General features: G+C 56.5%; 17 protein-coding genes, 1 tRNA gene and 1 pseudogene. 1 reads left to right on the forward strand and 18 read right to left on the reverse strand.

The genetic code is table 11. The features are described 5' to 3' along the window. Positions 1-497 (forward strand): DUF4113 domain-containing protein (locus tag ACN0V1_RS20600; protein ID WP_417546750.1); only part of this gene is annotated, 497 nt, incomplete at its 5' end. Here ACN0V1_RS20600 and ACN0V1_RS20605 read toward each other — a convergent pair. The 18 genes and pseudogenes from ACN0V1_RS20605 to rplT all read right to left on the reverse strand — a co-directional run. Then, complete coding sequence (locus tag ACN0V1_RS20605; RefSeq protein WP_417546751.1) at positions 494-844, reverse strand: hypothetical protein; 351 nt, start codon at positions 842-844, stop codon at positions 494-496. The genes ACN0V1_RS20600 and ACN0V1_RS20605 overlap by 4 nt on opposite strands. A gap of 100 nt (positions 845-944) precedes the next feature. Then, positions 945-1643 carry an inovirus Gp2 family protein gene (locus ACN0V1_RS20610; RefSeq protein WP_417546752.1) on the reverse strand — a complete coding sequence of 233 codons (699 nt, stop codon included), beginning with the start codon at positions 1641-1643 and terminating at the stop codon, positions 945-947. Between the two features lie 333 nt (positions 1644-1976). Beyond that, complete coding sequence (locus ACN0V1_RS20615; protein ID WP_417546753.1) at positions 1977-2204, reverse strand: AlpA family transcriptional regulator; 228 nt, start codon at positions 2202-2204, stop codon at positions 1977-1979. Positions 2205-2338: 134 nt separating this feature from the next. Then, positions 2339-4174 carry a DUF262 domain-containing protein gene (locus tag ACN0V1_RS20620; RefSeq protein WP_417546754.1) on the reverse strand — a complete coding sequence of 612 codons (1836 nt, stop codon included), beginning with the start codon at positions 4172-4174 and terminating at the stop codon, positions 2339-2341. Positions 4175-4217: 43 nt separating this feature from the next. Beyond that, entirely contained in the window at positions 4218-5519 is a 1302-nt protein-coding gene (locus tag ACN0V1_RS20625; RefSeq protein WP_417546755.1) for a hypothetical protein, read from the reverse strand. An 8-nt stretch (positions 5520-5527) separates the two neighbouring features. Continuing rightward, positions 5528-8296, reverse strand: coding sequence for a DEAD/DEAH box helicase (locus ACN0V1_RS20630; RefSeq protein ID WP_417546756.1), 2769 nt, complete (start codon positions 8294-8296; stop codon positions 5528-5530). Positions 8297-8305: 9 nt separating this feature from the next. Then, positions 8306-8818: a hypothetical protein gene (locus ACN0V1_RS20635; protein WP_417546757.1), complete on the reverse strand. Its 513-nt coding sequence runs from the start codon at positions 8816-8818 to the stop codon at positions 8306-8308. Further along, positions 8818-12078, reverse strand: a complete 3261-nt coding sequence (locus ACN0V1_RS20640; protein ID WP_417546758.1) for a DUF1156 domain-containing protein — start codon at positions 12076-12078, stop codon at positions 8818-8820. Before ACN0V1_RS20640 ends, ACN0V1_RS20635 begins: the two co-directional genes overlap by 1 nt. Before the next feature lie 10 nt (positions 12079-12088). Then, on the reverse strand, positions 12089-13882 hold the full coding sequence (locus ACN0V1_RS20645; protein ID WP_417546759.1) for an ATP-binding protein: 1794 nt from the start codon (positions 13880-13882) through the stop codon (positions 12089-12091). Between the two features lie 7 nt (positions 13883-13889). Continuing rightward, entirely contained in the window at positions 13890-14966 is a 1077-nt protein-coding gene (locus tag ACN0V1_RS20650) for an SIR2 family protein (RefSeq protein WP_417546760.1), read from the reverse strand. 11 nt (positions 14967-14977) lie between these two features. Continuing rightward, on the reverse strand, positions 14978-15997 hold the full coding sequence (locus ACN0V1_RS20655; protein WP_417546761.1) for a hypothetical protein: 1020 nt from the start codon (positions 15995-15997) through the stop codon (positions 14978-14980). Continuing rightward, a complete protein-coding gene (locus ACN0V1_RS20660) occupies positions 15997-18741 on the reverse strand; it encodes a DUF499 domain-containing protein (protein ID WP_417546762.1) in 2745 nt (914 codons plus the stop codon). Before ACN0V1_RS20660 ends, ACN0V1_RS20655 begins: the two co-directional genes overlap by 1 nt. Positions 18742-18978: 237 nt before the next feature. Continuing rightward, positions 18979-19055: transfer RNA gene (locus ACN0V1_RS20665), tRNA-Pro, on the reverse strand. Positions 19056-19132: 77 nt separating this feature from the next. Then, positions 19133-19492, reverse strand: a complete 360-nt coding sequence (locus ACN0V1_RS20670) for a MerR family transcriptional regulator (protein ID WP_083727851.1) — start codon at positions 19490-19492, stop codon at positions 19133-19135. Then, positions 19473-19775 carry an integration host factor subunit alpha gene (gene ihfA, locus ACN0V1_RS20675; RefSeq protein ID WP_088275071.1) on the reverse strand — a complete coding sequence of 101 codons (303 nt, stop codon included), beginning with the start codon at positions 19773-19775 and terminating at the stop codon, positions 19473-19475. The genes ACN0V1_RS20670 and ihfA overlap by 20 nt, the downstream gene beginning before the upstream one ends. Positions 19776-19780: 5 nt before the next feature. Further along, entirely contained in the window at positions 19781-22159 is a 2379-nt protein-coding gene (pheT, locus tag ACN0V1_RS20680; protein WP_285676614.1) for a phenylalanine--tRNA ligase subunit beta, read from the reverse strand. Positions 22160-22198: 39 nt separating this feature from the next. Further along, a complete protein-coding gene (gene pheS, locus ACN0V1_RS20685) occupies positions 22199-23203 on the reverse strand; it encodes a phenylalanine--tRNA ligase subunit alpha (protein ID WP_228246485.1) in 1005 nt (334 codons plus the stop codon). A gap of 107 nt (positions 23204-23310) precedes the next feature. Beyond that, positions 23311-23414: pseudogene (rplT, locus tag ACN0V1_RS20690) on the reverse strand (50S ribosomal protein L20); the annotation flags it as partial.

The following is a 23414-nucleotide window of genomic DNA, read 5'->3' on the forward strand; positions in this document are numbered from 1 at the left end:
TGGGTGAGCTGAGAGAGGCAGTAGCGACCTACGCGACCCGAGCTGCCGAGAAACTACGTCAGCAGCAGTCACTCTGTAGCTTGCTGCAAGTGGGTATTCGTACAGGTCTGTTTAATACCAATGAAGAGCGCATCTCACGCAGCGTGACGTGCCATCTGCCCTACCCAACAGATGACACTCGCCTGCTGGTTCAATCAGCCATCGCCGGCCTGGATCAGATCTACAAGGCAGGCCCAGCCTACGCCAAGGCATCCGTCATGCTCATGGATCTGTGCCAACGCAATGAATACACCCCTGACCTCTTCGCACCAACTCAGCCAGCAGGTACCGACCAGTTGATGCAGACGATGGATCAGATCAATCAACGCTGGGGCAAAGGGACTATCCGCCCTGGACGTGTTCCCACCAAGTCAGAATGGCAAATGCAACGCCAGCTACTGAGCCCTGCATTCACCACCAGATTTGATCAACTATGGACGGTACGGGCTGGCAACTAGCGGATACATCCCGTCCTGTAGGCCCTGACACCTGCCGGTCTGATCCGCAGGTGCTGTCCCTTGTCCTTGACCAGGTAGGTCATCAGGCTCGCTACAGCATGGCGTCCATTCACGTCGCTACGCTGGAACATGCCAGTGCCTCTGCCCTCATCCTTGCCACCCTGTTTCATCCATTCCGCACCACTGTCGTGCCAATGCCCGCCACCATGAGTGATCTCTCCCCACAGCTCACCGATTAGCTCAGCAATGCGAAAATGACGTCTGACGTGTGAACCATTGAAGAGGAACGCGACATGCAGATGAAAGCCCTGATCCTCACCCTGCTCTACCCGGATGATGAAAGCCACCAGATGCTCAAAGATGTGATTGGTCCTGCGAGATCTGGCCCGTCAGAAAACGCGATTTACAGAATCAGTACCGGGATAGCGTAAGGCCTGCCTCGGAGCTCTAACCCCGACTGCAGCCAAACCCTCGCTGACGATCGCCATATGACTTAGTCGCAACCTTGCAGAGGTAGCTGGCACGATGAAACAAATCCGGCAGGACATCACGCTCCTCACGCCGGAGCGACCTGTCTATTCTGTACGTTGAGTTCTTCGGGATATGCACCAATCCTGAGGCCTGGGAAAGGTCTAATCCCAGTGCTCCCGCCCAAGAAGCCTCAATGCGGCTAATCATGTTCTCACGTTCGGAATTTAACTTGCCCAGCGTGTAATAAGCATCTCTGTTCAGGAGTATCAGCACGTGATAGTGAGGTACACCTTTCTCCCCTATCTCCCTTGACCAGACGTAACGCACTTTGCAACCACGAGCATATCCATCACGCTGGCGTACCTTCTCCTGGTGATACTGAATTTTTCTGCTGAAGGATTCGAAGAAATTGCTGATGACTTCGTTTGTGTACGCTCGATCAGGTAGCCTGACTCCTTGAGGTAGCCTCAGGTCCACTCTGAAAGCTAGCACCCTTGGATACTCAGCCAGTGCAAGCTCGATAGTCCTGTAAAGGGCGTCTAGATACTCGCGAATGAAAGGCCCTTTATCCACCATCAGAGGTAATCCATCATAGCGGGCATCCTGATACAGATGGAGATTGCTATTGGATGGGTGACGACGAGGGTATCGAGGTTCTGGTAGAAGATTAGACATGGCTATGACTCCGTTACTAGGTGAAGGTCATAACCATTGCTCTGTATTTCTTTTTTTACTTTGCTCTCTTATACGTATCTTGAGAATATCGAGTAGCTCTGCACTAACCCTTCGGGTGAAGTACTACACATAAAGCATAATACCCGTACCGCGATAACACACTCTGACAAATCAGCCAGAAGATGATCAACTCAACAAGCTGGGCCAGCATTTTTCTGCAGCTGTCAATTCCGGAGATAAACTAACTTCTGCGGGCGATCAGCAAACCGATCAACTCTAGGCACCGCTTTGAACAACCAAGCGTCTAATAGGATCAGACTCAGCGGCGAGCGGTCAGTTGCCATTTCCCTTACGTCCGCAAACTGCGCAGGTAGTCGAAGTAGCATCTCTCAAAGCGACCCTTGTGCGAATCCATGCGCTAACTTCACTCTCGATCCAACCCACACTGCGGCGTGTGATCGGTACGGGTGGTGGAAAATCACCGGTGGAAATTAGTTTGTAGATCGTTGATCTCGCAAGCCCCGTGACCTGGATGACAGCACCCAAACGTAACACTTTCATGAGCACTCCAAATCTAACTGACTCATGCAGAGTTGTATTGAACTGATTTTCCGTTTGCAAAGCATACACTACCAACAGGGGTTGATCGGAGAGATCCAGCTAACGCTCTCTTTCAACTAGCAAGAAATTCTTCATCAGACGTTGATGTCCCTGGTTTTCCATACGTCTGTTGCCAACGCGATGAGCAACAAATGACGCCTCTCAATTGCATCAGCGTTCCACGCAGGAAAAGCCGAAAGTTTTGCGTTGATCCGGGAAATGGATGTATTTTGCCCAACGATGGTCAGCGCAACTAGGCTTCTGGTCAGATAGTTGCCGCTCTTGCTGTATTCAACCTGTTTCTCCTTGTAAAAGTCATTGCCCGCGACGATGTTGATAGGCTTCTCCAGCAATGTCAGGTTGCCCAGCCGATTCTTGTAGTCGTCATAGACCATCCCAGGATTCTCGGTGGCCCACTTGGCATGCAGATCGGCCTCTGGCTTGTTGGGCAGAATGTGCTCGATTTCCAGATTGGTGAACGGTTCCAGACTACCTGGCACCTTCAATCCGCTGAACGCCATCTCAACGTGCTGCGTCAGCCGGGCCAGCAGATAACGTGTCCGATACTGCTGCATCGAATACAAGGTGAAGCGTTTTAGGGCATCGGCCAATTCCTGTGACTTGCCCGCCATGTTCTTCTCAAAACGATCGGCGACGAATGCGTTGAGCTGAACCTTCTGCTTCACCGCATCAGTCGTCTCCGCAATCGCGCGCAGCTCATCGGCCCATTGGGAGAAACTGCGCTCCAGATCCTTGGTCGGGGTCTTGGTGAAGATGTAGTAAAAGAGGAAGCTCTCGAGCTGCGCTACGAAGTGGTCGAACAACGCCTTGGGGAAGTTGGCCGCCGCCAGTAGCAAGACATAGTGCAAGCTGAACGCGCCACCGGTCAGGCGCTTCAGACTGTCCATCGCCAGACTGGGCTTGCCGTCGTTGCCCAGCCCGTTGGCAAAGGCCAGGTAGTGTTCGACGTTACGGATCACCTTGCGGACGAACTCGAAGGGCTTGCCTTGGTAGTCGCATAGCGCCGCGTTGTCCTTGGCGATGAACCAGTCGTAGATCTCGTCCTCACGAACCACCGCATCGCCGCGCTCGTTCTTGATCGCGTAGTTGGCCATTAAGAAGTAGCGCAGGAAGCGCAGCGGCTTTTCCTTCCCCTTCTCCAGCGGCTTGGTGATCTTTTTCCATTCGTCCTTGAGCTGGGTGAACTGCGTTTGCTTGACCTGCGTGAACAGCAGGTTCTTGAGCAAATCCATCGGGTTCAGGCCCACGCCGCGCTCGTTGATCGTCTCGAAAATCTTCAGCGCGCTACTGACGTCGGTGGAGATCTGGATGAAAACGACGTTGTTGGCCAGATAGCCCCAATACTTCTTCAGCTTGGCGACGTCGTCGTAGTTGTCCTTCAGATAGCGGTACAGCGTGCTGTAGGCGTTGATCAGATTCTCCAGCGAGCCGAAGCTGGCGATGCCCGCAGCCTGGATGCCTGCGCGCACGGCCATAGGTTCGGCGTCTAGCTCCACCAGCTTGGCCATCACTTCGCCTGCGCTCTCGTAACGCGGCTCCAGCTTCAGGTTGGTGCGCACCTCGCCATCGCTGTCCACGTAGCTGGTCGAGATCAGCCCGGCAATCATTTGTCGTTGCGGCTCTCCGTGGAACAGATGCTTGAGCGCGCACAACAGCAGGAAGAACGTGGTCAGGCGCTGCTGACCGTCGATCACCTCGTAATGGTTCTTATGCTCGGTGGGCGACACTAGCACGGTGCCGATGAAGTATTCCCGCGTCGTCCCGGCATCGATCTGTTCGCCGATATCCTCAAGCAGCTGATGTACCTCCTTGTCCGTCCAGACGTACTCGCGCTGGTAGTCAGGGACGATATAGAAGCATTCCCGGAAAGCTTCCTCGATGCTGTACTTGTGGTTTTCGATGCGAGCCATGTTTGTCTTTTGTTCCTGTCCCGTTTTTTCTTGTGATACGACCTCAGCCGAGGTGACGATTGAATACTTGGTACCCGGTCAAATCAGTCGCAGGGTTTATCTCCAGCGCGCGGGCACGAAGCTCCCGGTGGTCTCTGTAAGCTCCGCGTCGCTCCCAAGTCTGACCGTTTTGCTCAATGCCTCGAATCAGCTCGATGCAATCGTCCAGATCAAATTTCGGCAACAGAGGTCGGATCGCCTCATTGAAGCGCTGGTCAGCACCGTCGTAGCTTATGCTGGCCACGTAGTACGCGCTCGCAAGACGTACTACGGTTTTCTCCCATTCAGGTGAGTCCGATATATGCCGCAAAGCATCCCAGGTTTCGCGCCCGATCTCTGTGTAGGCATCGCTAATAAGCCATTCACGCAAGGATTCGGCGTGTTCCGGCAATGACGCTGCGGTGAACCACGCCAAGCATCGGGACGATACATCGTTGTCTACGGCATGCTGAATCGCGGTTTTAGCGTGATCTGCCAAAAGCCCGTAGATCGGGCCGGAACGGGATAAAAAGTGGATCAGGAAAACCAGCGCTGTGCCGCCAGTTGCTATCGTGCTGAAGTAATCCCTGTCGGCTTCGATCTGCGCACGAAACTGGCCGGGGTTGCGGCTATAGAGCAGGTTCAATGCGCTGTAGTTGATAGCGCGGTTCTTTTCGCATTTTTCGTCCGTCAGCCGGAATACGAATTTCCAGAGAGCTTTGAATACGGCTTTTTCGACCTCCGGATTGAAGCGCGAGAAATACTTGCTATCCAAGTACGCCTTTAGCTTCTTGTCATCGATCAGGATGCCCGATGCCTGTTCGAGGTCTTCGACCAGATCACCGACAATCTGCTTCGACAAGATCGGAGCCTTCGTAAGCAGACCATCAAGTGCGTTGCGGATCAGAGCACGTGCAGTATCACGGTTTGGCCGATGCAACTGGAAATTCGCGTTGACCACCGGATGTGCTGCAAGATGGCGCTGCCGTTGCAGGTGGAGCAAATTCTCACGCTCAGCAATGTCCAGTAACTGGGTCTGCTCGGCCACCGATTCCACCAGCTTCGTTTCCCAGACGGGCGACCGCTCGTTATCCTGCTGTATCTGTCCAATCTCGGCCAGAATGCTCTTGGCTTTGGCATCCCCGTAGAGATCAACCAAATGCTGGAGCTTGAACAGCAGGTCACAGACCACAACCGACCAGAGCATCACGACCGCTGACCGATGGTTGCCTGCGGAATAGCAGCTCAGTACCTCGGAAAAATATTCCTTGCTGCGTGCATCGAAAATCTGCGTTGCGCGCTGCTCGATGGAGTATTCGTCCAACATCACGCCCCCTAGTTCACGATCTCAACGTATCCAATCAGCTCTGCCGAATAGCTGCCATCCCCATTCGCTGCGCCCTTGTGCTTCAGCTCCCGCTGCAGTGTCGGCTCAACCACCTGCGCGAATAGTTCCTGCCGCTGTTCTGGCTCGAACATCGGTAGGGTTATTGGTGCCTGCAGGTATTGCTCCGCCAGCCGCTCGACCGCCGGAACCCTTGTGCCGTCCTGCTTGACGGCAATGGGCTGAATTACGACACGGCGTTCACCATTGCCTATGGACGCCTCGACCATCCAGAGAGAAAGCAGAACCGGCGCGTCCACATCCCCTGAAACCGCAATGCCAATATCTTCAGGTGCAACGCTGCGCCAGCGTCCAAGCTCTTCCTGTATCAGCGGATGATCCAGGCCCATCAGTTCCACGTTATCGCTGCTGGTTGCCGTATCGCGGTTCAAGGTAAATCGTGCCCGACGTGTGCCATCAACCGTCACAAGGTCGTATGTTTCGTCGTCCATCTTGACCAAGCGCTGCTGACGATCCGCTACTGCGGCCGACAGGAAACGCACCAGCCGATCCAGGCTAGACGACACGTCGGAGAACGGCTTGTAGTCATCAAGACTGAAGCCGTCGAGGTCTTGGAACAGATCAAACACTACCTGCCGCGCCTCGCGTGAGTTCGACAACGCCGCTTCCAGTTCCACTTGTGTGCGTTTCAATTCAGGATCGGACAACGCTTCCTGGTAAAGACGGTCGTAATTGAGACGTTCGGATAGCTGGCCAAGAATCTGCGCGCGCAGGTCTTCGGCAACCTTGCCTTGGTCGTCGACCTTACCGACTGTCTTGGCAATTTCCGTCAGCTTCTCGTCGAGCATCAGGAAAATTCGTCCTTCGATAGTGTCGGACAGAACCAGGTTGTAGACCTGTGCCGTGTGATTTTGTCCATAACGGTGGATGCGCCCAATTCGTTGTTCCACATCCATGGGATTCCAAGGCAAATCGAAATTGAATAGGATTCGGGCGAACTGCAAATTCAAGCCTTCGCGGCCTGCCGCCGTACACACAAGAACACGCGGCCCATCTTTTAGGCGGAACTTCCGCTCTGCCGCCAACTTGGCCCCGTGGTCGCCGCCGCGTAGCACCACCACGCCCTGGCCGGGATAGGCCTGCTCAATCTCGCGGGCAATCAGATCGACCGTGCCGAGGTAAGTGGCAAAGATGACGATCTTCTCGCTGGCATTCTGTCGCCAAAGATAGCCCAAGCCATCCAGCAACTTCTGCACTTTGGTTTCCCGCTGCTGCGGGAAGACCTTGAGCAAATCGCCGATGCGCAGACGCTCCTCGGGCAAATGCAGCTCCACGACAGCAGACGCAGCGTCCTCTGCGTGCGTTGCAGAATATTCGCTGCCGTAAGGGTCGGAAGCCATTTCCAGGGCTTCCTCATCTAACTTCTTGACCAAACGGTATTTGAGGTCGGCGAGCACGCGATCCACTTCACTGCGCCCGATGCTGTCGTGCGGCAGGCCAAACTCCGCATGAATTAATGCTCGTGCTTCCTCTGTCAGGCGCTCACGTCCTTCAATATCAAGCTCCTTGTCTCGCAGCAGCGCTTCGTGCAGGGTCAGCATAAGGAGTCGGCGCTTGAGCGTGCGACGCACGGCCGCAAAGCTGGATGCTGCAATCTTCTGAAAGATTGCCATCAAGAAGCCGAGGGCGCGCCCCTGGCCGCCCTGGCGGCGGGCCAGATCGAAGCCATCCTCCAGGTATTCGCGCAGCTTCTCGTAAAACAGCCGCTCTTCCTGATTCATCAGGAACGATTCAGTATGCACCCAGCGCCGTGCGAACAACGGCGATCCATCAGGCTGGCAGGCATCAGCCTTGGTACGGCGAAACATCACGGTATTGAGGCGGTGGCGATTCTCCAACATCTCTTCGGGGCTGCCGAAGAGCGTGGGGTTAAGGAGCTGAGCCAACATCCAGAACTGGAAATGATTGCCTTGGTGGGGAGTGGCCGACAGCAGCATCAGATCACGTGAATGATCCTTCAAGGCCTCAGCCAGCTTGTAGTTCTCGGTTTTCCTGACCTTGCCCCCAATGCGGTGTGCCGTCAGATGGTGCGCTTCGTCGAACACCACAAGATCCCAACGAGGAGCATCAAGCAGGCGTTTGATACGCGCCGGGCGTTTGAGGGTGTCGATGCTGGCTATCAGCCGATCGTGTTTGGCAAAAGCATTCGTCTTGCGGTCGGTGATGTCACCCTCGGAGCCGAATACCTCGAAATCAAGGTTGAAAACTTCGTTCAGCTCACGGTGCCAGTTGTTCACCAGCCCTGCGGGTACAACCATCAGAGCGCGATTCAACTCGCCTCGGCTAGCCAGCTCTCGCAAGATAAGCGCAGTTTCGATGGTCTTGCCCAAGCCAACCTCATCGGCAATCAGATAGCGCCTGGGAGATGCCGTGGCAATGCGGTGCGTGAGCACCACCTGATGTGGCAACAGGTCGATCCTGGCCGAGGTCAGTGCCGATGCGCTCTCCATAACAGGCAAAGCATGGGCCTCATAGGAGAGCCAGGCTTTTCGGGCGCGCTCAGTACTGCTATCAACCGCACCCAGGATGCGCTCGGTTCGGGAAAGCTGGCGGCGCACGGCACCAATTGGCACACGACGCTCGCCCACGCCGAAGAAGGCACGTAGGTAGCCATCGCGAGCCGGGTCCAAAACGACACCTGGGCCAAATTCGTGGTGAGTGATCCGTTCGCCGGGTTGAAACTGAGCCTCTGCTTCCACGTGCCGACCTCAAGTTATTCGCAAATGGAAAAGGCCTGCAGGTTTCGCGCCCTCTCGCAGCAGGATTTCCTGCGGATACTCGTTGGCCTCGCCCCAGAGTAATCGGCCAAAGTCGAGCTGCTTTCCACGGTGCGGCGCTTCGCACAACCACGACACTGCATCGGTAGTAGCTTGCACACTGAGGCGTTTATCTCCCTGCGGCATCCAGAAGATCAACGCGCCATCGCCTCCCCATTCGTCCTGAAACGAGAGAATCGCGCGCTTTATCGTATCCCCCAACCACACTTCCCCCTGGTCAGGCGCCAGCAAGTCAAGACTACCCTCGAGGCCAGCAACCACCAGAGTTCTACCTTGATTGCTAGGTAGCTCCTCGGGCCACCCACTCCCATTCGGAACGGCGGCAAGCAAGAACTGACGTAGACTCCACACCTCGCCGGCCGCACAAATTGTGTTGCGTGCTTCCTCATCCCATAGCCAGCTGGTACCGCGCCGTTGCCACACCGTGTAGAGCACCTGCCTCATTACGCATACTCCCCATCGTCATTAAACAGCGATCCTTGCTGCGGCTTGGGTGCCTGGCTGGCTTGCCAGGTTGTGAAGATCGACACCGCGCGCGAGGCAGCATTTCGAGTGGTTTGATCCGGACCATTTTTTTGCAACCACTCCAGCAGCGGCTTGAGAGCAACGTGCGGATTGAAGTTGTCGTTCTTAAGCGTGTCTGAGGCATTGATGCCACTGCCGTCGACACAGGCACCGATAAGCACCAACGCCTGATCCAGATCGGAGGTCAGGCGGCGACGATGTTTGCCCGACCAATCGCGGGCGAAATCGAGCGGATTCGTACGGTGGTAGATTTTCTTATCAAGGAAGCACCATCCTCGTGCTTCAAACTCGTCAGGGGTTGTGATCGAGCCCCTCAAAAACTTCTGCAGCTCATTCCGCTCAAGCTGGTTCGATGTCCCAAACGTTCGCAGGAACTGACGCGTCATTGGTTCGGCATTTACCGGAGGCGGCTCCTTGCCTTTGTCGGCATCCTCGTCGATTAGCTGGTTGATACCGACGAGCGCATCCCTAACAGAGATGGTGCGGTCATTATCGACATAGACTTTGCCGTAGTGGCGGGAGAAGTATTCCAGCGCCTTGCCGCGACGAATCACCTGAATATCTGCGGCGGGCAAGCCCTCCTTCGCATGGTTTTCCAGCATCGCCTGCAGTTGGCGAACATCGACCATCACCTCGCGACGCATGCGGCCCCAGCTCACAGGCTTGGGTTCTTCCGTGCGCTTACGGCAGACGTGGATGATGTCGTACTCAATGGTCTTGGAGCCAAACTCACCATCACCCTTAGTTTCATCGGAGCGGATCGGGTACGTCGCTTCGAGGTAATAGCCAGCATCGAACAACGACTCCAACACTGCCACCCATGGTTCATCCTCACTGTGGTGGAAGGTGAAGGCAAGGATGCCGCTGGGCTTTAAGAGTCGATGCGCTTCACGCCAGCATTGAGTGAGCAGGCGCTGGTAGAAACCATCCGGATCTTCCGGCTCGCGTGCGCGGTTGGCCACAGCCTCCAGCGATTTAGGTGTGTACTCTGCGCCGAAAATCTGTGGGTACTTATTCTTAAGAACAAGACGCAGCCAAACGTAGAAAAAGTCAGCAAGCTCCGAGTAATGCAGCAAGCCACCGAAAGGAGGATCGGTGATTACCAGGTCAAGGCTACCGCTTTCAAGCTGAGCCAGATCCGTGGAAGAGCCTTGGTGTAAGGCCACATCCAACACTGGATCGCCGGGGAAAACCTTCTCGCTCTTGCCGATCAACTGCCCTGCCAATGCGGGGTCGCGGCGCCCCAGTGCTTCGATGCTCACCGCTTCCCATGGATCAATTGCCCAGTCGCGACCTTCGAGAATGCCCTCGGAACTGGATGCCCAGTTCCCACGACCTAGCACCGGGAAAACACAGTTCTCGATAACAGTAGATTTTGGGTGGTAGTTGTTGTTCGAGAACATGGGCTCGGGTGTATCCCGCTGCGGGTTCCAGAAGCCAAACAAGCTCTGATTACGAAGGTACTGCTGGAAACTACCGAGCACATACTCACGTACCGTCCAGTCGTAGTCGCCAACTTCCACAATGGCCTTGAGTAGCTGTGCGTGTACCAGTAGCTGGCGGGGGTTGAACATCGTCCACCAATGCGTAAAACCATGGTTCGGCACGCCACCCTGCAGATGGTGGGTCATAAATCCATAGGGAAGTTCCGAACGAGGCCAGTAGTCCTTGAGATCGGCATCCTTGCGCGCCTCCCACTCCAAAAGTGCCGCATCGTATTGGATGGCGTATGCAGAATCGTAAGCGGCAAAAAAGCGACCGCTATAGGGTTTACCGGCAGCATCACGTTTGGGGGCGTATCCCTGCACCGCGTAACCCGCCATAGGACCGGTCTTGCCGGTAGCCTTAATCGTGGTGAGTACATCCTGCACAGTGCCGCATGCTGCGCAGGCGTAGTGCGATTTTTTCGGCACTGTGCCGATTTCCGGCGCAAAGGTGACCTTGGTTTCCGGACAAGTCACCACATCTGGAAGTACACCGCGCACTTCCAGCAAGCGAATCTTCGAGGCACGCTCAGTATCCCAGCGCGTGGTCGTCGCCACATCATCCTGCGCCGAGCCGCCATAGGGCTGGCCTTCCGAATCCTGCTTAGGCGAACCTGCCAGCCATTGCGGATGGATAAGCAGGCTCAATTCGACCTTTTTGTTTTTGCCCTTACCCAGCTTGATCTGACCGCGAGCACCCGCGATGGCCAATCCGTCTTTGGGGTGGATATTGGCTGCTGCGGTGTCTCCGCAGTGCGGACAGGTGACACCCGATACAGGATCAAACACCGCATAGGGCTGCTCCGTCGGCGCCACGAACAGCGGTACATCAGCAGCCATTCGTGCTGAGTCAGCTTCAATATGGAACTGTCCCCCACATTTGCCGCAAGCGTGCTCCCAGTGCTTGACGGTGAGGGCCTTCACCGCCGTCACAGGGCTGGTCATGATTGGCGTTCGGTGGCCGCAGCCGGTCACCTGACAAGGGCCGTGCTTGGCCCAAAAGGTGTAGATGATCTCCGGGCCTTCGTATCGGTAGTCCTTGCGCTCGTTACGCGGAATAGTCAGTGGGTCGAAACCAGCTGGCATTACCTTTTGGGTTGGTAGGTGCGTCCACGTACCTTTTTCACCTTCTGGTCCGTCGCAGTAGTAGTACGGCATGATCTGCGGCTTGACCTCAGCCTCAATGTCGGCCAGCAGGCGTTTTACTTCCTCCAAATCGACGTTGGCCAGCTCCTGCTTAACCACGAACCAGGCGACCGGATTCAGGTCGTTACCAACCATCTGCATGCCAAGACGTGAGCCTTCGACCAGAGTGGTGCCGCCGCCCATGAAGATGTCGGCCACCTTCAGGTCCTTGAACGCACCTTTTTTCTGGTGGTTCGCGTAGTAGTTGTCCCATACCAGCTTGGCTGCGTGAGATTTGTCTTCCGGAGCCTTGGTCGCCGCTGCGAGCAACATAGAGCGGAAGACACTGGAGCGGCGGCGCGCCCACCACTTCGACATCTGGTAGATAGGCTTGCCCGCGTTGCCCTCAATAATCGCTACCTGATTGACCGGCAAGATCGGGAAATCTACCTCCAGGCAAGTCTTGGGGCGATTAGGATCGTTGAAGTCGACGGTCTCAAGCGCAACTGCCTTACCAGCTCCGACGGCCTTGGCGACTTCCTGCGCGAGTAGTTCTTTTTTAGTGGCCATTCTAACTTCCTTAATCTTCTTGTACGCGGGACTGGCGGCGCATATTTTCTACGGCGGCAACCAGATCGACTTCCGCTTTGGGGGTGGCCCACCGGGTCCAGAAGGGGATCGTTGCACTGCGTGGTTCGTGCTTGGGCTTCGACATCTTGATACGGGTCGGCAGCAGGGTGGCATCGCCCACTACCACAGCCTCGCCCACATCCAACGTCGATAGCACCTCCATCAGCCCCTCCAGACTTTCTGGTAAGAGCTGCTTGACCACGGCCTGATCGGTTTTATTCGCTAGGCGCAGGCTGATGATGTTGCTGCACTGGCTGAGAATGGTCGTGCTAACGTCCGAGGGTCGCTGACTGACCACCATCAGGCCCACGCCATACTTGCGGCCTTCTTTGGCGATGCGCTCGTAGTTTTCCAGGGCGCGTTTTTCCAACGGCCCGGTGGAGGCAGCACTGCTTGGCAGGTAGAGATGCGCCTCATCGCAGACGATGACAATCGGGTGGCGCGCATCGCCGTCTTCGCCTGGGCTGCTCCAGAATTGGATTTGGTAGATCAGACGCCCGACCAAGCCCACCACCACCGGCAGGATGTCCGAGGGAACCTCAGAGAAGTCGATGATCTTGATGCCTGGATTGACGCCATCGTTGAGGTTACCCGTGCCGAGCAGCTTTTTTGCGAGCTCGTGCAACGCTTCGTAAGTCTCGTACTCCTCCGGCGCTTGATACATGAATGCGTAGCGGCGGTCATTCATCTTGGTTTTCAAGCGAATGAGGAAGCGCGAGAGCTTGCCATTCAACGGGCCCTTTTCGGTTTTTGGCAGGCCTTTACGCGGGCCGCTCGCGTACGTCTCCCCAGTATCAATAGCCTCATCATTCTTGTCGTCCAACGATTGGACAAGATCAGCAAGCCGATACGGTACTGGTGTATCGACGGTGAAGCCTTCCAAAAGATCCGGCTTGCCAAGCGCAGCGATAGCAGCGCGCTTCATCACCATCACCGAATCCATCAGCGCAAGCGCCTGATTGGGCGCGTTGTCACCGGAGCGATCCACAAATACTGACTGCATCTCGTCATAGGTCAGCAGCCAGAAAGGCAGGAAGATCGCCCCGTCCTTCTTGGTCTTGATATCGCCAATACCTGCGATGCGGTAGTGCGAAGCGAACTTCATACTCGAATACTCACCATGCAAATCGAGCACGACGATATTGGCGTGCGGCAGTTGCGCGGACTGCTCAAGGATGGAGGCCACGGTGAAGGATTTACCCGAGCCCGTGCTGCCCAGCAGCGCGGCATGGCGCTGGAACAGCTTGTCGCCATCGATATAGGCGCTGGCCTTGCCGTCTAGGGTATAGGTGCCGACCTTGAGTGGGGCAGCCGCGTCCGCCTTGGACGACGCGCTCAAGATGCCCATGAAATCTTCGAGCGATTTCTCTTCAATGGGGAATACCGCACGGTTGATTTCCGGTAAGAGGAAAACGGCACGCGTGAAGGTGCCCTTGCGCTGGCCATCCCGAGCGCGATAGGTGCCGACCAAGCTGATCGAAACACCGTTTTCCTCTTGAGGCACAGCAGCCAGATCTGCTGGTGGATCAGCCTCAGGCAGCGTCGGCAGTTCCACCGGATGTCGCCAAACCCGTTCGATGATGCCGATGAGCCATTCATCCCCCATCGACTGGATGGCAACCAATCGACCGACGCGCGCTTTTTGCAGGCGCTGACCATCCGTCACCCGCACGGTGATCCGCGAGGTTTCTACACTGCGGACTTCTCCCAATGACTGCTCATTGGTGAAATTGAAGATGCTCATCCCTGCCTTACTCCAAAAATTTCTTCAAAAAGTCATCAAGCTGCCAGATTGGCTCTGGTGAGCGCAGCGCATTCCCGTTCCAGCGACAAACCGCCCCATCACCATCCTTAAAGAAGGCGATTACGTGAGGATGCTCATCAAGCAATTGTTCAATGTTCGGGGTCGGATCGCGCGTGATAATGATTGCTGGCATACCTGCAGCCAGGCGCCGCTTGATGACGCCTTGCAAATGGTCGTCGTTGAAGCCAAATCCGATACACAACAGCGCCTGAGCATCGGCAAGCGCCGCATTCATCGCAGTACGCATTTCGTCGAACAGGGTGTTGACCAATGCGTCTTGGTACTTCGACGGGCCGGGCACAACAATGGCTCGACCTATTGTGGCGGCATCGTTGAGCACCTCCATCGGTCCCTCATCGGTGGTCAGCCAACTAATGGAACCGTGGGGTTTGTAGAGGCGAACGGTTTTGCAAAGCCTGTGATCAAATTGCTGCTGACGCTTTTCAGCAACCCAAACTCGGTTGTACTGATTCTGGAATATTGGCCGAGGACGCGGTTTACGCCGACGAAATCCGGCGAAGCCTGTATCAAGGGGTAATCCCGCCAGATCACAAAACAGCTCCAACAATGTGTCGTAGTTGGTCGTGATAACGTGTATACCTTCCACATTTTGCGGCGAACCATCGAACAGTCGATTCAGAAGGCGTGATGGGGCGTGCCCTCCATCCGCTTTTTCTTGAAGCACCCTCGATTCGGCAGTGGCAGTTTTTCCCAGTATCAACCGGGCCGTCTCGCTGCGAATGGCAGAAACGATTTCGGCCCAACCTGCAGCCCCCAGCGGAATACTGTTCAGCCCCGCTTCCAGGTTTTCCTTGATCGCATCAATTGCCTGTGCCCAAGCATTTTTTGCTTCATCTGTGGTCAGCACGTCGTCAACGGTATTTGCCAAGTGCTCTGCCAAAGCTCCCATGCCAGGAAGGCCATAGCCGCAAGAGAATCCAGACCCGACGAGGAGCACTGGAGCTTTACGAAAAGCGCCCTGTATTTCGTTGAAGAGCTCGTCAGGCAAATCTGCTGCCGCCATATCGTGCCCGCCTATTTGGTCAGCTCAACAAATGGCGACAACACCTCCAGCAGCGAGAGGCCTCCGTGCGTCAGAGTCGGGTAACCACCTTGGCTACGCCATTTTCTTCGTCCCATAGCCAACAAATGAGCGCCGTGAGGACTCTGAATTTGCAAGGCAACCGGAGGAACGAAGGGGCCTGCATCACCATTACCAGCTTTACTACGCCCGCTGGAAAAAGTCTGTTTAAGATGGGCAGCAACCTCACCATCGGCATCGGGGAAATAGCCGGTAGCGGCGTAGCCGTGATCCGAAGTGATGACCAAGCGCCGCCCAATGGCAAGGCGCTCAACAAAAGCCCAGAAGTCGTCACTGGAAAGCTGCTGCGCGGCATCCTTGGTCAGCAGCTCCAGCCCATGGCCTGCACCATAGTCATGTAGCTTGGCATCCGGCCAGTGATGCCAGAACACCCAGTTCTTCGCACCAGAGGCGCTGCCCACCAGCCCTTCGCAATCCTTCCACGGCAGATCGATAGTTTCGGTCTGCGCTGGTTGCAGCTTGTGCGCCAGACCACCTCCGTTGGCCTGCAATTGACTGCGACTTGCCAAGCCCAGTGCACGCGCGAATTGGTTGGTTTCACTAGGCAATTCGGAGGCGGTAGCTGTAACACCTTGTAGAGTAAAGCCGCGCTCTTTGGCGCCCTGCAGCAACCAGGGCAGCTCGCGCAAGCTCAAGGCATCCAGAACAAGCACAGCCCGGGCTGCGCTATTGCCATAGCTCGGCTCGGCCCACCAACGAGCTAGACGATCAGAGGTGCGCTCGACACCGCTAATCTCGGGTTGACCGAAACACTGCCACAGATCCCAACCACTGGAAGCGAGGAACAGATCGAGCTCGCCGATCTCTCGGTCACGCTTGACGACCTCGCTCGGCGCATTGCCTTCGGCCAAAGGTCGTGAAGCGATATCAAGCGTGCGCTCAATAATAAATTGCCACGCATCCGATGCGGTACCTTGAGTTAGGCGCTGCAATATTGCTGCATCGAGTGCCATCAGCTGTCCTCCTTCTCAAGACTCAGCTCGAAAGTCATTCCGTCTGGCAACTTCTTAAGCAGCTCCTTGAGCTGTGCACCGGTAATCTGCGCGTTTTGACCAGCAGACACTTTGATCGAGACCTCTGCCACGGGCGTGGCTGGGCCAATGCCCCATCCTTCAAGTTTGCCAATCAGGTTGAGCGGCGAGGTTGGCGGGTTGGAGAGCGGGATGCGCGGTTTGGTAGTACTGCCTGTACTACCAAAGATTTCGCCAGGTACTGGGGCTGGATCGGGCGAAGTGCCGGGGTACGGTTCTTGTACCCCGGGAGCGGCGCCACCAAAGATGTCGCCTCCGCTTCCAGCAGCGGGTGGCTGTGGCACGGGTGGCGTAGTCCCGCCGGTAGCGGGCACGGCTGAAGGCTCCATTAGGAAAACTTCATCCAGCTGACGCCCGGTGTAGGAAAGTTTGGGCCGCAAGCGCCGCCATGCAGACTCCTCGTCTTCGCCTGCGTGGGTTTGCAGATGCTCCAGATTACGCAGATTGATGGCGATCTTGCCGCGTGCGCACAGGCGCAGGATGCGCTCCTTCATGGCGGTTTCACCCAGCCATGGGATGCAGTCCTGGCCAGCCGGGCGTGGTTCCTGCAGTTCGCGCAGTAGCTTGCCAAGGGGCGCATTTTCCGAGGCGGCCTCGAGCACGAGGTCTTCGAAGTCTTCAGGCACGAAAAGATCGTTGGTCAACGTTTCCTCGATACCTTCGGGGATTTGTGCGCCTTGCTTTTTCAGATGCTCGACACTGAACAGGGATTGCAGTGGGCTCTGGTGATCATAGCGGTGCAGTACAGCGAAACGGTCAAAGCGCCTCTTAAGGTTTTCACGCAGGGTGCCTTCGAACTCTTTGTGCAGCTTTTTGTATTCCGGGCTCTGTCCGCTCCACTCCTGCGCCTTCATTTCAGCGCGCGCGAGGATGAGCAGATCTCGATCCAGGAATGCATTGGTGGAACCAGATCTGGGCAGAAGGAAGCGAATGGTGTTGCGACGCTTTTGCAGGTGATCTTTGAGCCAACGGCCGAGTGCCTGATCGATTTTTTCCGGCTCTTCCGGTAGTACCAGGACGGGCAGACGGTCATCCCAGCGCTCAGGCTGCTCGGCTTCGTCAAGTGGTGTCCATGGATCTGTCTGCCAGGATCTCGGCAACGCAATAACACGGAAGTTTTTTGCGACCTCGTCGCTGCCGCCGATAACGTAGCGAATCTGCTTGGCCAGCTGCGCCTGGTCAGAGCCATCGGTGAACAGTTTGTCGTTACGGGCACAAGCCATCAATTTGGCCCGTGGGTTTTCTTCCTCACGGAAGACCAGGCGTGGGCCGTCTTGATGGATGTTGAAGCTGTTCTCAACAATCGTCGCCAGCTCAACCTGGAAGGCATTACCGTCCACCGGCTTGCTACGCGTGATGTCAACCTGCAGCGTGGCTGGATCGGCTCCAGCAAGATTGCCAACGGCAATCGACCGCAGCCACAGTGCGCCCACGATCTCTTGCAGGTGAGGCGCAAGATTTGCGTGGTCGTACACTGCCTCGGTTACAGAGATGATGTTGTGCTGTGCCTTTTCTCGCAGGGTCCGATGGTGCTCGTTGGACACCGAGTCCAACAGCGCGCCAATGCCCGAGGCATCGTCATCCAGCCGGAAGTCGGCGGCGGTGAGCACAGGCACGGCTTCGCCACGGCTCTTGTAAAGGTTGGCCAGGATGCGAATCATGTCGCGCGTTTCCTGCGCGTCAGTGGCGATCAGCACCTGCTCCTCCAGCAGACGCAGCAGGTGCGGTGCATAAGGCCAAGACTCGGTGAATTCGCGACGCTTGCGCTCCTGCTCGGCCGGCGGCACATCAAGCAGGCGGAAGTATTCTGAGACGTGCTGGGCGACCAGTGACTCAATAGTGCCGTCAGCTATCTGAAGACGGTTGTCGAACAAACGGTGCAGCAACATTCGCCGCCGATCCTGCTGGATGCGCTCAGCATTGCCCCCCGCTTTGAAGTCAATGGCTACCGGATTAACGCGGTGTACCTGCTGGTAGGCATCGCTTCCACCATTACGAACGGAGATCACGAGCACCAACAGATCTGGGCGCTCCTTGGCAATCTCCGAAAGGATCTGGATAAAGTTAAACGCCCAGTTCTTCCATGGGTACTGCTTGGTATTGGTCAGGCCGTCATACCAGGTCTGGAACTCATCCAGCAGCAGCATCGTTGGCGTGTGCTCAAGGAGCTCAACGATGAGCTTGTCGGATGGGATATCGGTCTTGGCAGCCCCCATACCCTCCCATTTACCCTTGATGAATTCGCCGCGAGGATGCCGCTCGAACAGCAAATCCCACAAAAATTTGTAGCGCTGGCGGTGAAGGCTCTCGCCAATGACCAACATTCCATTGCGCAAAGCAATCTGACTGACATTGGCATCACCTAGCGTGGCAGCCCATCCCTTTAGCCAGGCACCAGTCGATATTGGATCGTTAACAGCGTGATATAGCGCAGCCATCAGGTGGGACTTACCCAGACCGCGCTCTCCGATCACTACCACCGGGCGCCCCTGGTTAGGGCCTACGGCCTCAATGCCCTTTAATAGGTCATGGGTCGGATAGGTGATCTCGAGAAACTGCTGTGCGGCGATTTGCGTCGCACCAGTATTTGCGTCGTTGGAGAGCTCGATTGCTGTCCCTTTGAGGCGCTTGCCTCGAAACTCTTCCCGTAAAGTCAATCCAAGCATTATTCCAGCCTCCAACAAAAAATTGGCCACTAGCTCCCTGGTTGCGCATCTTGCACGACCAATATGAGACTATGGATTCCGCGTTTGCGGCAAAACAGCCAAAAGACATCATGGATTAGCCGATCTCAATTGGCAACCAATTGGCAACCAGCAAACCACTTTGCTGAAAACGTGACAAAACCATCAATCAAAAAAAAATCCAACCACCGCTAAGTGATTGGATTTTCTACCAAATTTTGGTCGGGACGGAGTGATTCGAACACTCGACCCCTTGCACCCCATGCAAGTGCGCTACCAGGCTGCGCTACGCCCCGACGATGCTTCGGTTTGTCTGCCGAAGCGGGTCGCATAATACATTAACTCCCTGAAATGAGAAAGTTTTTTTTCAGTATCAGCGAACCCGAAGAACGTTGAGCACTTCCTCCAGCTCGGCAATGGTCTGACGGATCAGTTGCTTGTACTGGGTGAGATCTTCGCGGGCTTCTTCACCGGACAGGCGCTGGCGTGCGCCGCCGATGGTGAATCCCTGATCGTACAGCAGAGCACGAATCTGACGGATCATGAGCACATCCTGACGCTGATAGTAGCGACGGTTACCCCGACGCTTGACCGGCGACAACTGGGGAAACTCCTGTTCCCAGTAGCGCAGAACATGGGGCTTTACTGCACACAACTCGCTCACCTCACCAATGGTGAAGTAGCGTTTACCGGGGATCGCCGGCAGCTCGTCGTTATGGCTGGGTTCCAGCATACGCTTCTACTCGTGCCTTGAGTTTTTGTCCCGGGCGAAAGGTCACCACCCGCCTGGCGGTAATGGGGATCTCTTCGCCTGTTTTCGGATTTCGGCCGGGGCGCTGACGTTTATCGCGCAAATCGAAGTTACCGAATCCGGACAACTTGACCTGTTCATTGGCTTCCAGTGCGTTACGAATTTCTTCGAAAAACAACTCGACCAACTCTTTGGCTTCGCGCTTGTTGAACCCTAACTCTTCGTACAGCCGCTCAGCCATTTCCGCTTTTGTCAGAGCCCCCATTTCACCTATTTCCTTAGCGTGGCGTTAAACCCTTGCTCCAAGGACTGCAGCACTCTGTCCATGACAGCATTCACCTCATCATCGGTAAGAGTGCGTGACGAATCCTGTAACGTCAAGCCGATTGCCATGCTTTTTCTATGAGGATCAATACCTTTGCCCTCATACACGTCAAACAACCTGAGGTTTTTGAGATGTTCGCCGGCCGCTTGGCGAATGGCACCGAGCAGATCCTGGGCCAATACCTCGCGGTCCACAACCAGTGCGATATCCCGTCTGACCTCAGGGAAGCGGGACAATTCGCTAAAGCGCGGCAGCTCGCCCTGACAGATCTTCGCCAATGCCAACTCGAACACAAATACCGGCCCATTGAGGTCAAGATCCTCAACCAGCTGCGGGTGCAGCGCACCGATCAGGCCTACCTGCTCTTCACCATTGAGGATCCCGGCAGACTGGCCAGGATGCAGCGCAGGGTGGGCCACCGGTGCGAAGCGGAAGCTGACGCCGGCGGCACTCTGCGCCAGGATGGCTTCAACATCAGCCTTGACGTCGAAGAAGTCGACCTTCTCTGCCCCGTTCGCCCAGCCCTCAGGTTGACGGCTGCCAGTAACAATACCGGAAAGCATGACTTCCTGACGCAGACCATCTGCGCACGGAATGAAGCGCTGGCCGCTCTCGAACAGCCGCACCCGGCCTTGCTGCCGATTCTGGTTGTACTGCACCGCCTTGCACAGGCCCGGCCACAGGGAGGGACGCATGACTGCCATGTCACTGGAAATCGGGTTGGCCAGCGCCAGGGGTTCGATCTCCGGCTCGAACTGCTTGCTCAGGCCCGGCTCGATGAAGCTGTAAGTAATGGCTTCATGGTAGCCACGGGCGACCAGCAGGCGACGCAGCACGGTCAGCTCGCCGCGGGCCTCCGGCTTGCCAGCCAGACTGAGGGCTGCGGTTGGCGCGCTGACCGGCAGGCGATTGTAACCATACAGGCGAGCCAGCTCTTCGATCAGATCCACTTCGATACTGATATCGAAGCGGTGACTGGGTACATCGATCTGCCACTGGCCATTACCAATCGCGGTAACGCCCAGCCCAAGACCGGAGAGATAACCGACCACGTCGGCCTCACCCATCTGCATGCCGAGCATCTGGGTGATGCGGTCATTGCGCAAGGTGATTTGCTTGAGTGAGGGCAATGCGCCCTGCTCGACCGCCTCGATGACCGGACCCGGCTCACCACCGACGATCTCCAGGATCAGGGCCGTCGCACGCTCGATGGCCTCACGCTGCAGTTGCCAGTCAACGCCTCGCTCAAAGCGATGCGAAGAGTCGGTGTGCAGGCTGTAGCCACGCGCCTTGCCGGCGATGGCGATGGTGTCGAAGAAGGCGCTTTCCAGGAACAGGTCCCGGGTGTTTTCGCTGACGCCACTGTGCTCACCACCCATGATGCCGGCCATAGCCAGCGGGCGTTCGTGGTCTGCAATCACCAGGGTATCTGCACGCAGGCTGATTTCCTGGCCGTCCAGCAGTACCAGCTTCTCACCCTCTTCCGCCATGCGCACGCGAATGCCGCCCTTGATCTCGGCCAGATCGAAGGCATGCATCGGCTGTCCCAGCTCAAGCATCACGTAGTTGGTGATGTCGACCACTGCATCAATACTGCGAATATCGCTGCGACGCAGACGCTCAACCATCCACAGTGGCGTTGGGCGTGACAGATCAACGTTGCGGATAACCCGCCCCACATAACGCGGGCAGGCTTGAGCAGCGACCAGCTCAACCGGGCGCACCTCGTCATGGACGGCTGCGATCGACTCAACCTTGACACGGCAAACCTCGGCGCCATAGTTGGCGCCTACTTCACGGGCCAGACCGGCGATAGACAGGCAATCACCACGGTTCGGCGTCAGATCGACTTCGATGATAGCGTCGTCGAGGCCAAGGTACTCGCGTACGCTCTGACCGACAGGGGCATCAAGCGGCAGCTCATAGAGGCCGTCGTGGTCTTCTGAAATCTGCAGCTCGGCAGCCGAGCACAGCATGCCGAAGGATTCGACACCGCGCAGTTTGGCCTTCTTGATCTTGAAGTCTTCGCCCAGTACCGCGCCCACCATGGCAAACGGGATCTTGATGCCGGCGCGCGCGTTGGGTGCGCCGCACACCACCTGGAACTCTTCGCTGCCATTGCTGACACGGCATACGCGCAGCTTGTCGGCATCGGGATGCTGCTCGGCACTGAGGATCTCGCCCACCACAACGCCGGAGAACTCGCCGGCTGCCGGGGTAACGCTGTCTACTTCGAGTCCGGTCATGGACAGGCGCGCTACCAGTTCGTCACGGGAAACGTCAGGGTTTACCCAGGTGCGCAGCCACTGTTCACTGAATTTCATTATCGATTCCTGCTGTCAAAAGGGTTGCGGGTGCGGCGCTCAACGGAACTGCTCAAGGAAACGCAGATCGTTGTCGAAGAAAATGCGCAGATCGCCCACGCCATAACGCAGCATGGTCAGGCGCTCGACGCCCATCCCGAAAGCAAACCCCTGGTATTTCTCCGGGTCGATACCGGACATGCGCAGCACCTCCGGGTGCACCATGCCGCAACCCAGGACTTCCAGCCAGTCGGCCTTTTCTTCACCGTTCTTGACTACGCGGCGGCGAATATCCACCTCGGCGGAAGGTTCGGTGAAGGGGAAGAACGACGGGCGGAAACGGACTTCGAGATCAGCCTCGAAGAACTCGCGCAGGAACTGCTCAATGGTGCCCTTCAGATCGGCAAAGCTCACACCCTCGTCAATCAGCAGACCTTCAACCTGATGGAACATCGGCGAGTGGGTCTGGTCGGAGTCGCAGCGGTACACGCGACCCGGACAGATGATGCGAATCGGCGGCTGCTGGCTCTCCATGGTACGTACCTGAACCGGCGAGGTGTGAGTACGCAGCAGGGTGTTGGCATTGAAGTAGAAGGTATCGTGCATGGCACGCGCCGGGTGGTGACCCGGAATATTCAGCGCCTCGAAGTTGTGGTAGTCGTCTTCCACTTCCGGGCCTTCCGCGACGGTATAACCGACGTGGGCAAAAATCTGTTCAATCCGCTCCATGGTGCGGGTAACCGGGTGCAAACCACCGGTAGTCTGACCACGGCCGGGCAACGTGACATCCACACGCTCGGCAGCCAGACGGGCATTCATCGCAGCGCTTTCCATCTCGGACTTGCGTCCATTGAGCACGCTCTGAACCTGCTCTTTGGCCTGGTTGACCAGCGCGCCAACCTTGGGACGCTCCTCGGCCGGAATGTTGCCCAGGGTCTTCATCACCTGGGTCAGCTCGCCCTTCTTGCCAAGATACTGAACGCGGATATTCTCCAGCGCAGCCACATCAGCTGCCTGTTTGATTGCCTCAAGTGCTTGTGCGACCAGGGCGTCGAGGTTTTCCATCAACACGTACTCCAGAAACAAAAATAGGGGAAGAGCTTTGAGGCTCTTCCCCTATCATTGACGTTGCCAGCCGCGCCCGAAGGCACGGTGATTGTCGTAACGAGGGCTTAAGCCAGGCTAGCCTTTGCTTTTTCGACAATCGCGGTAAACGCCGCTTTTTCGTTCACGGCCAGATCGGCCAGAACCTTACGATCGATCTCGACGGACGCCT

This window comes from Marinobacter sp. (genome assembly GCF_048266785.1).
GTDB lineage: Bacteria > Pseudomonadota > Gammaproteobacteria > Pseudomonadales > Oleiphilaceae > Marinobacter.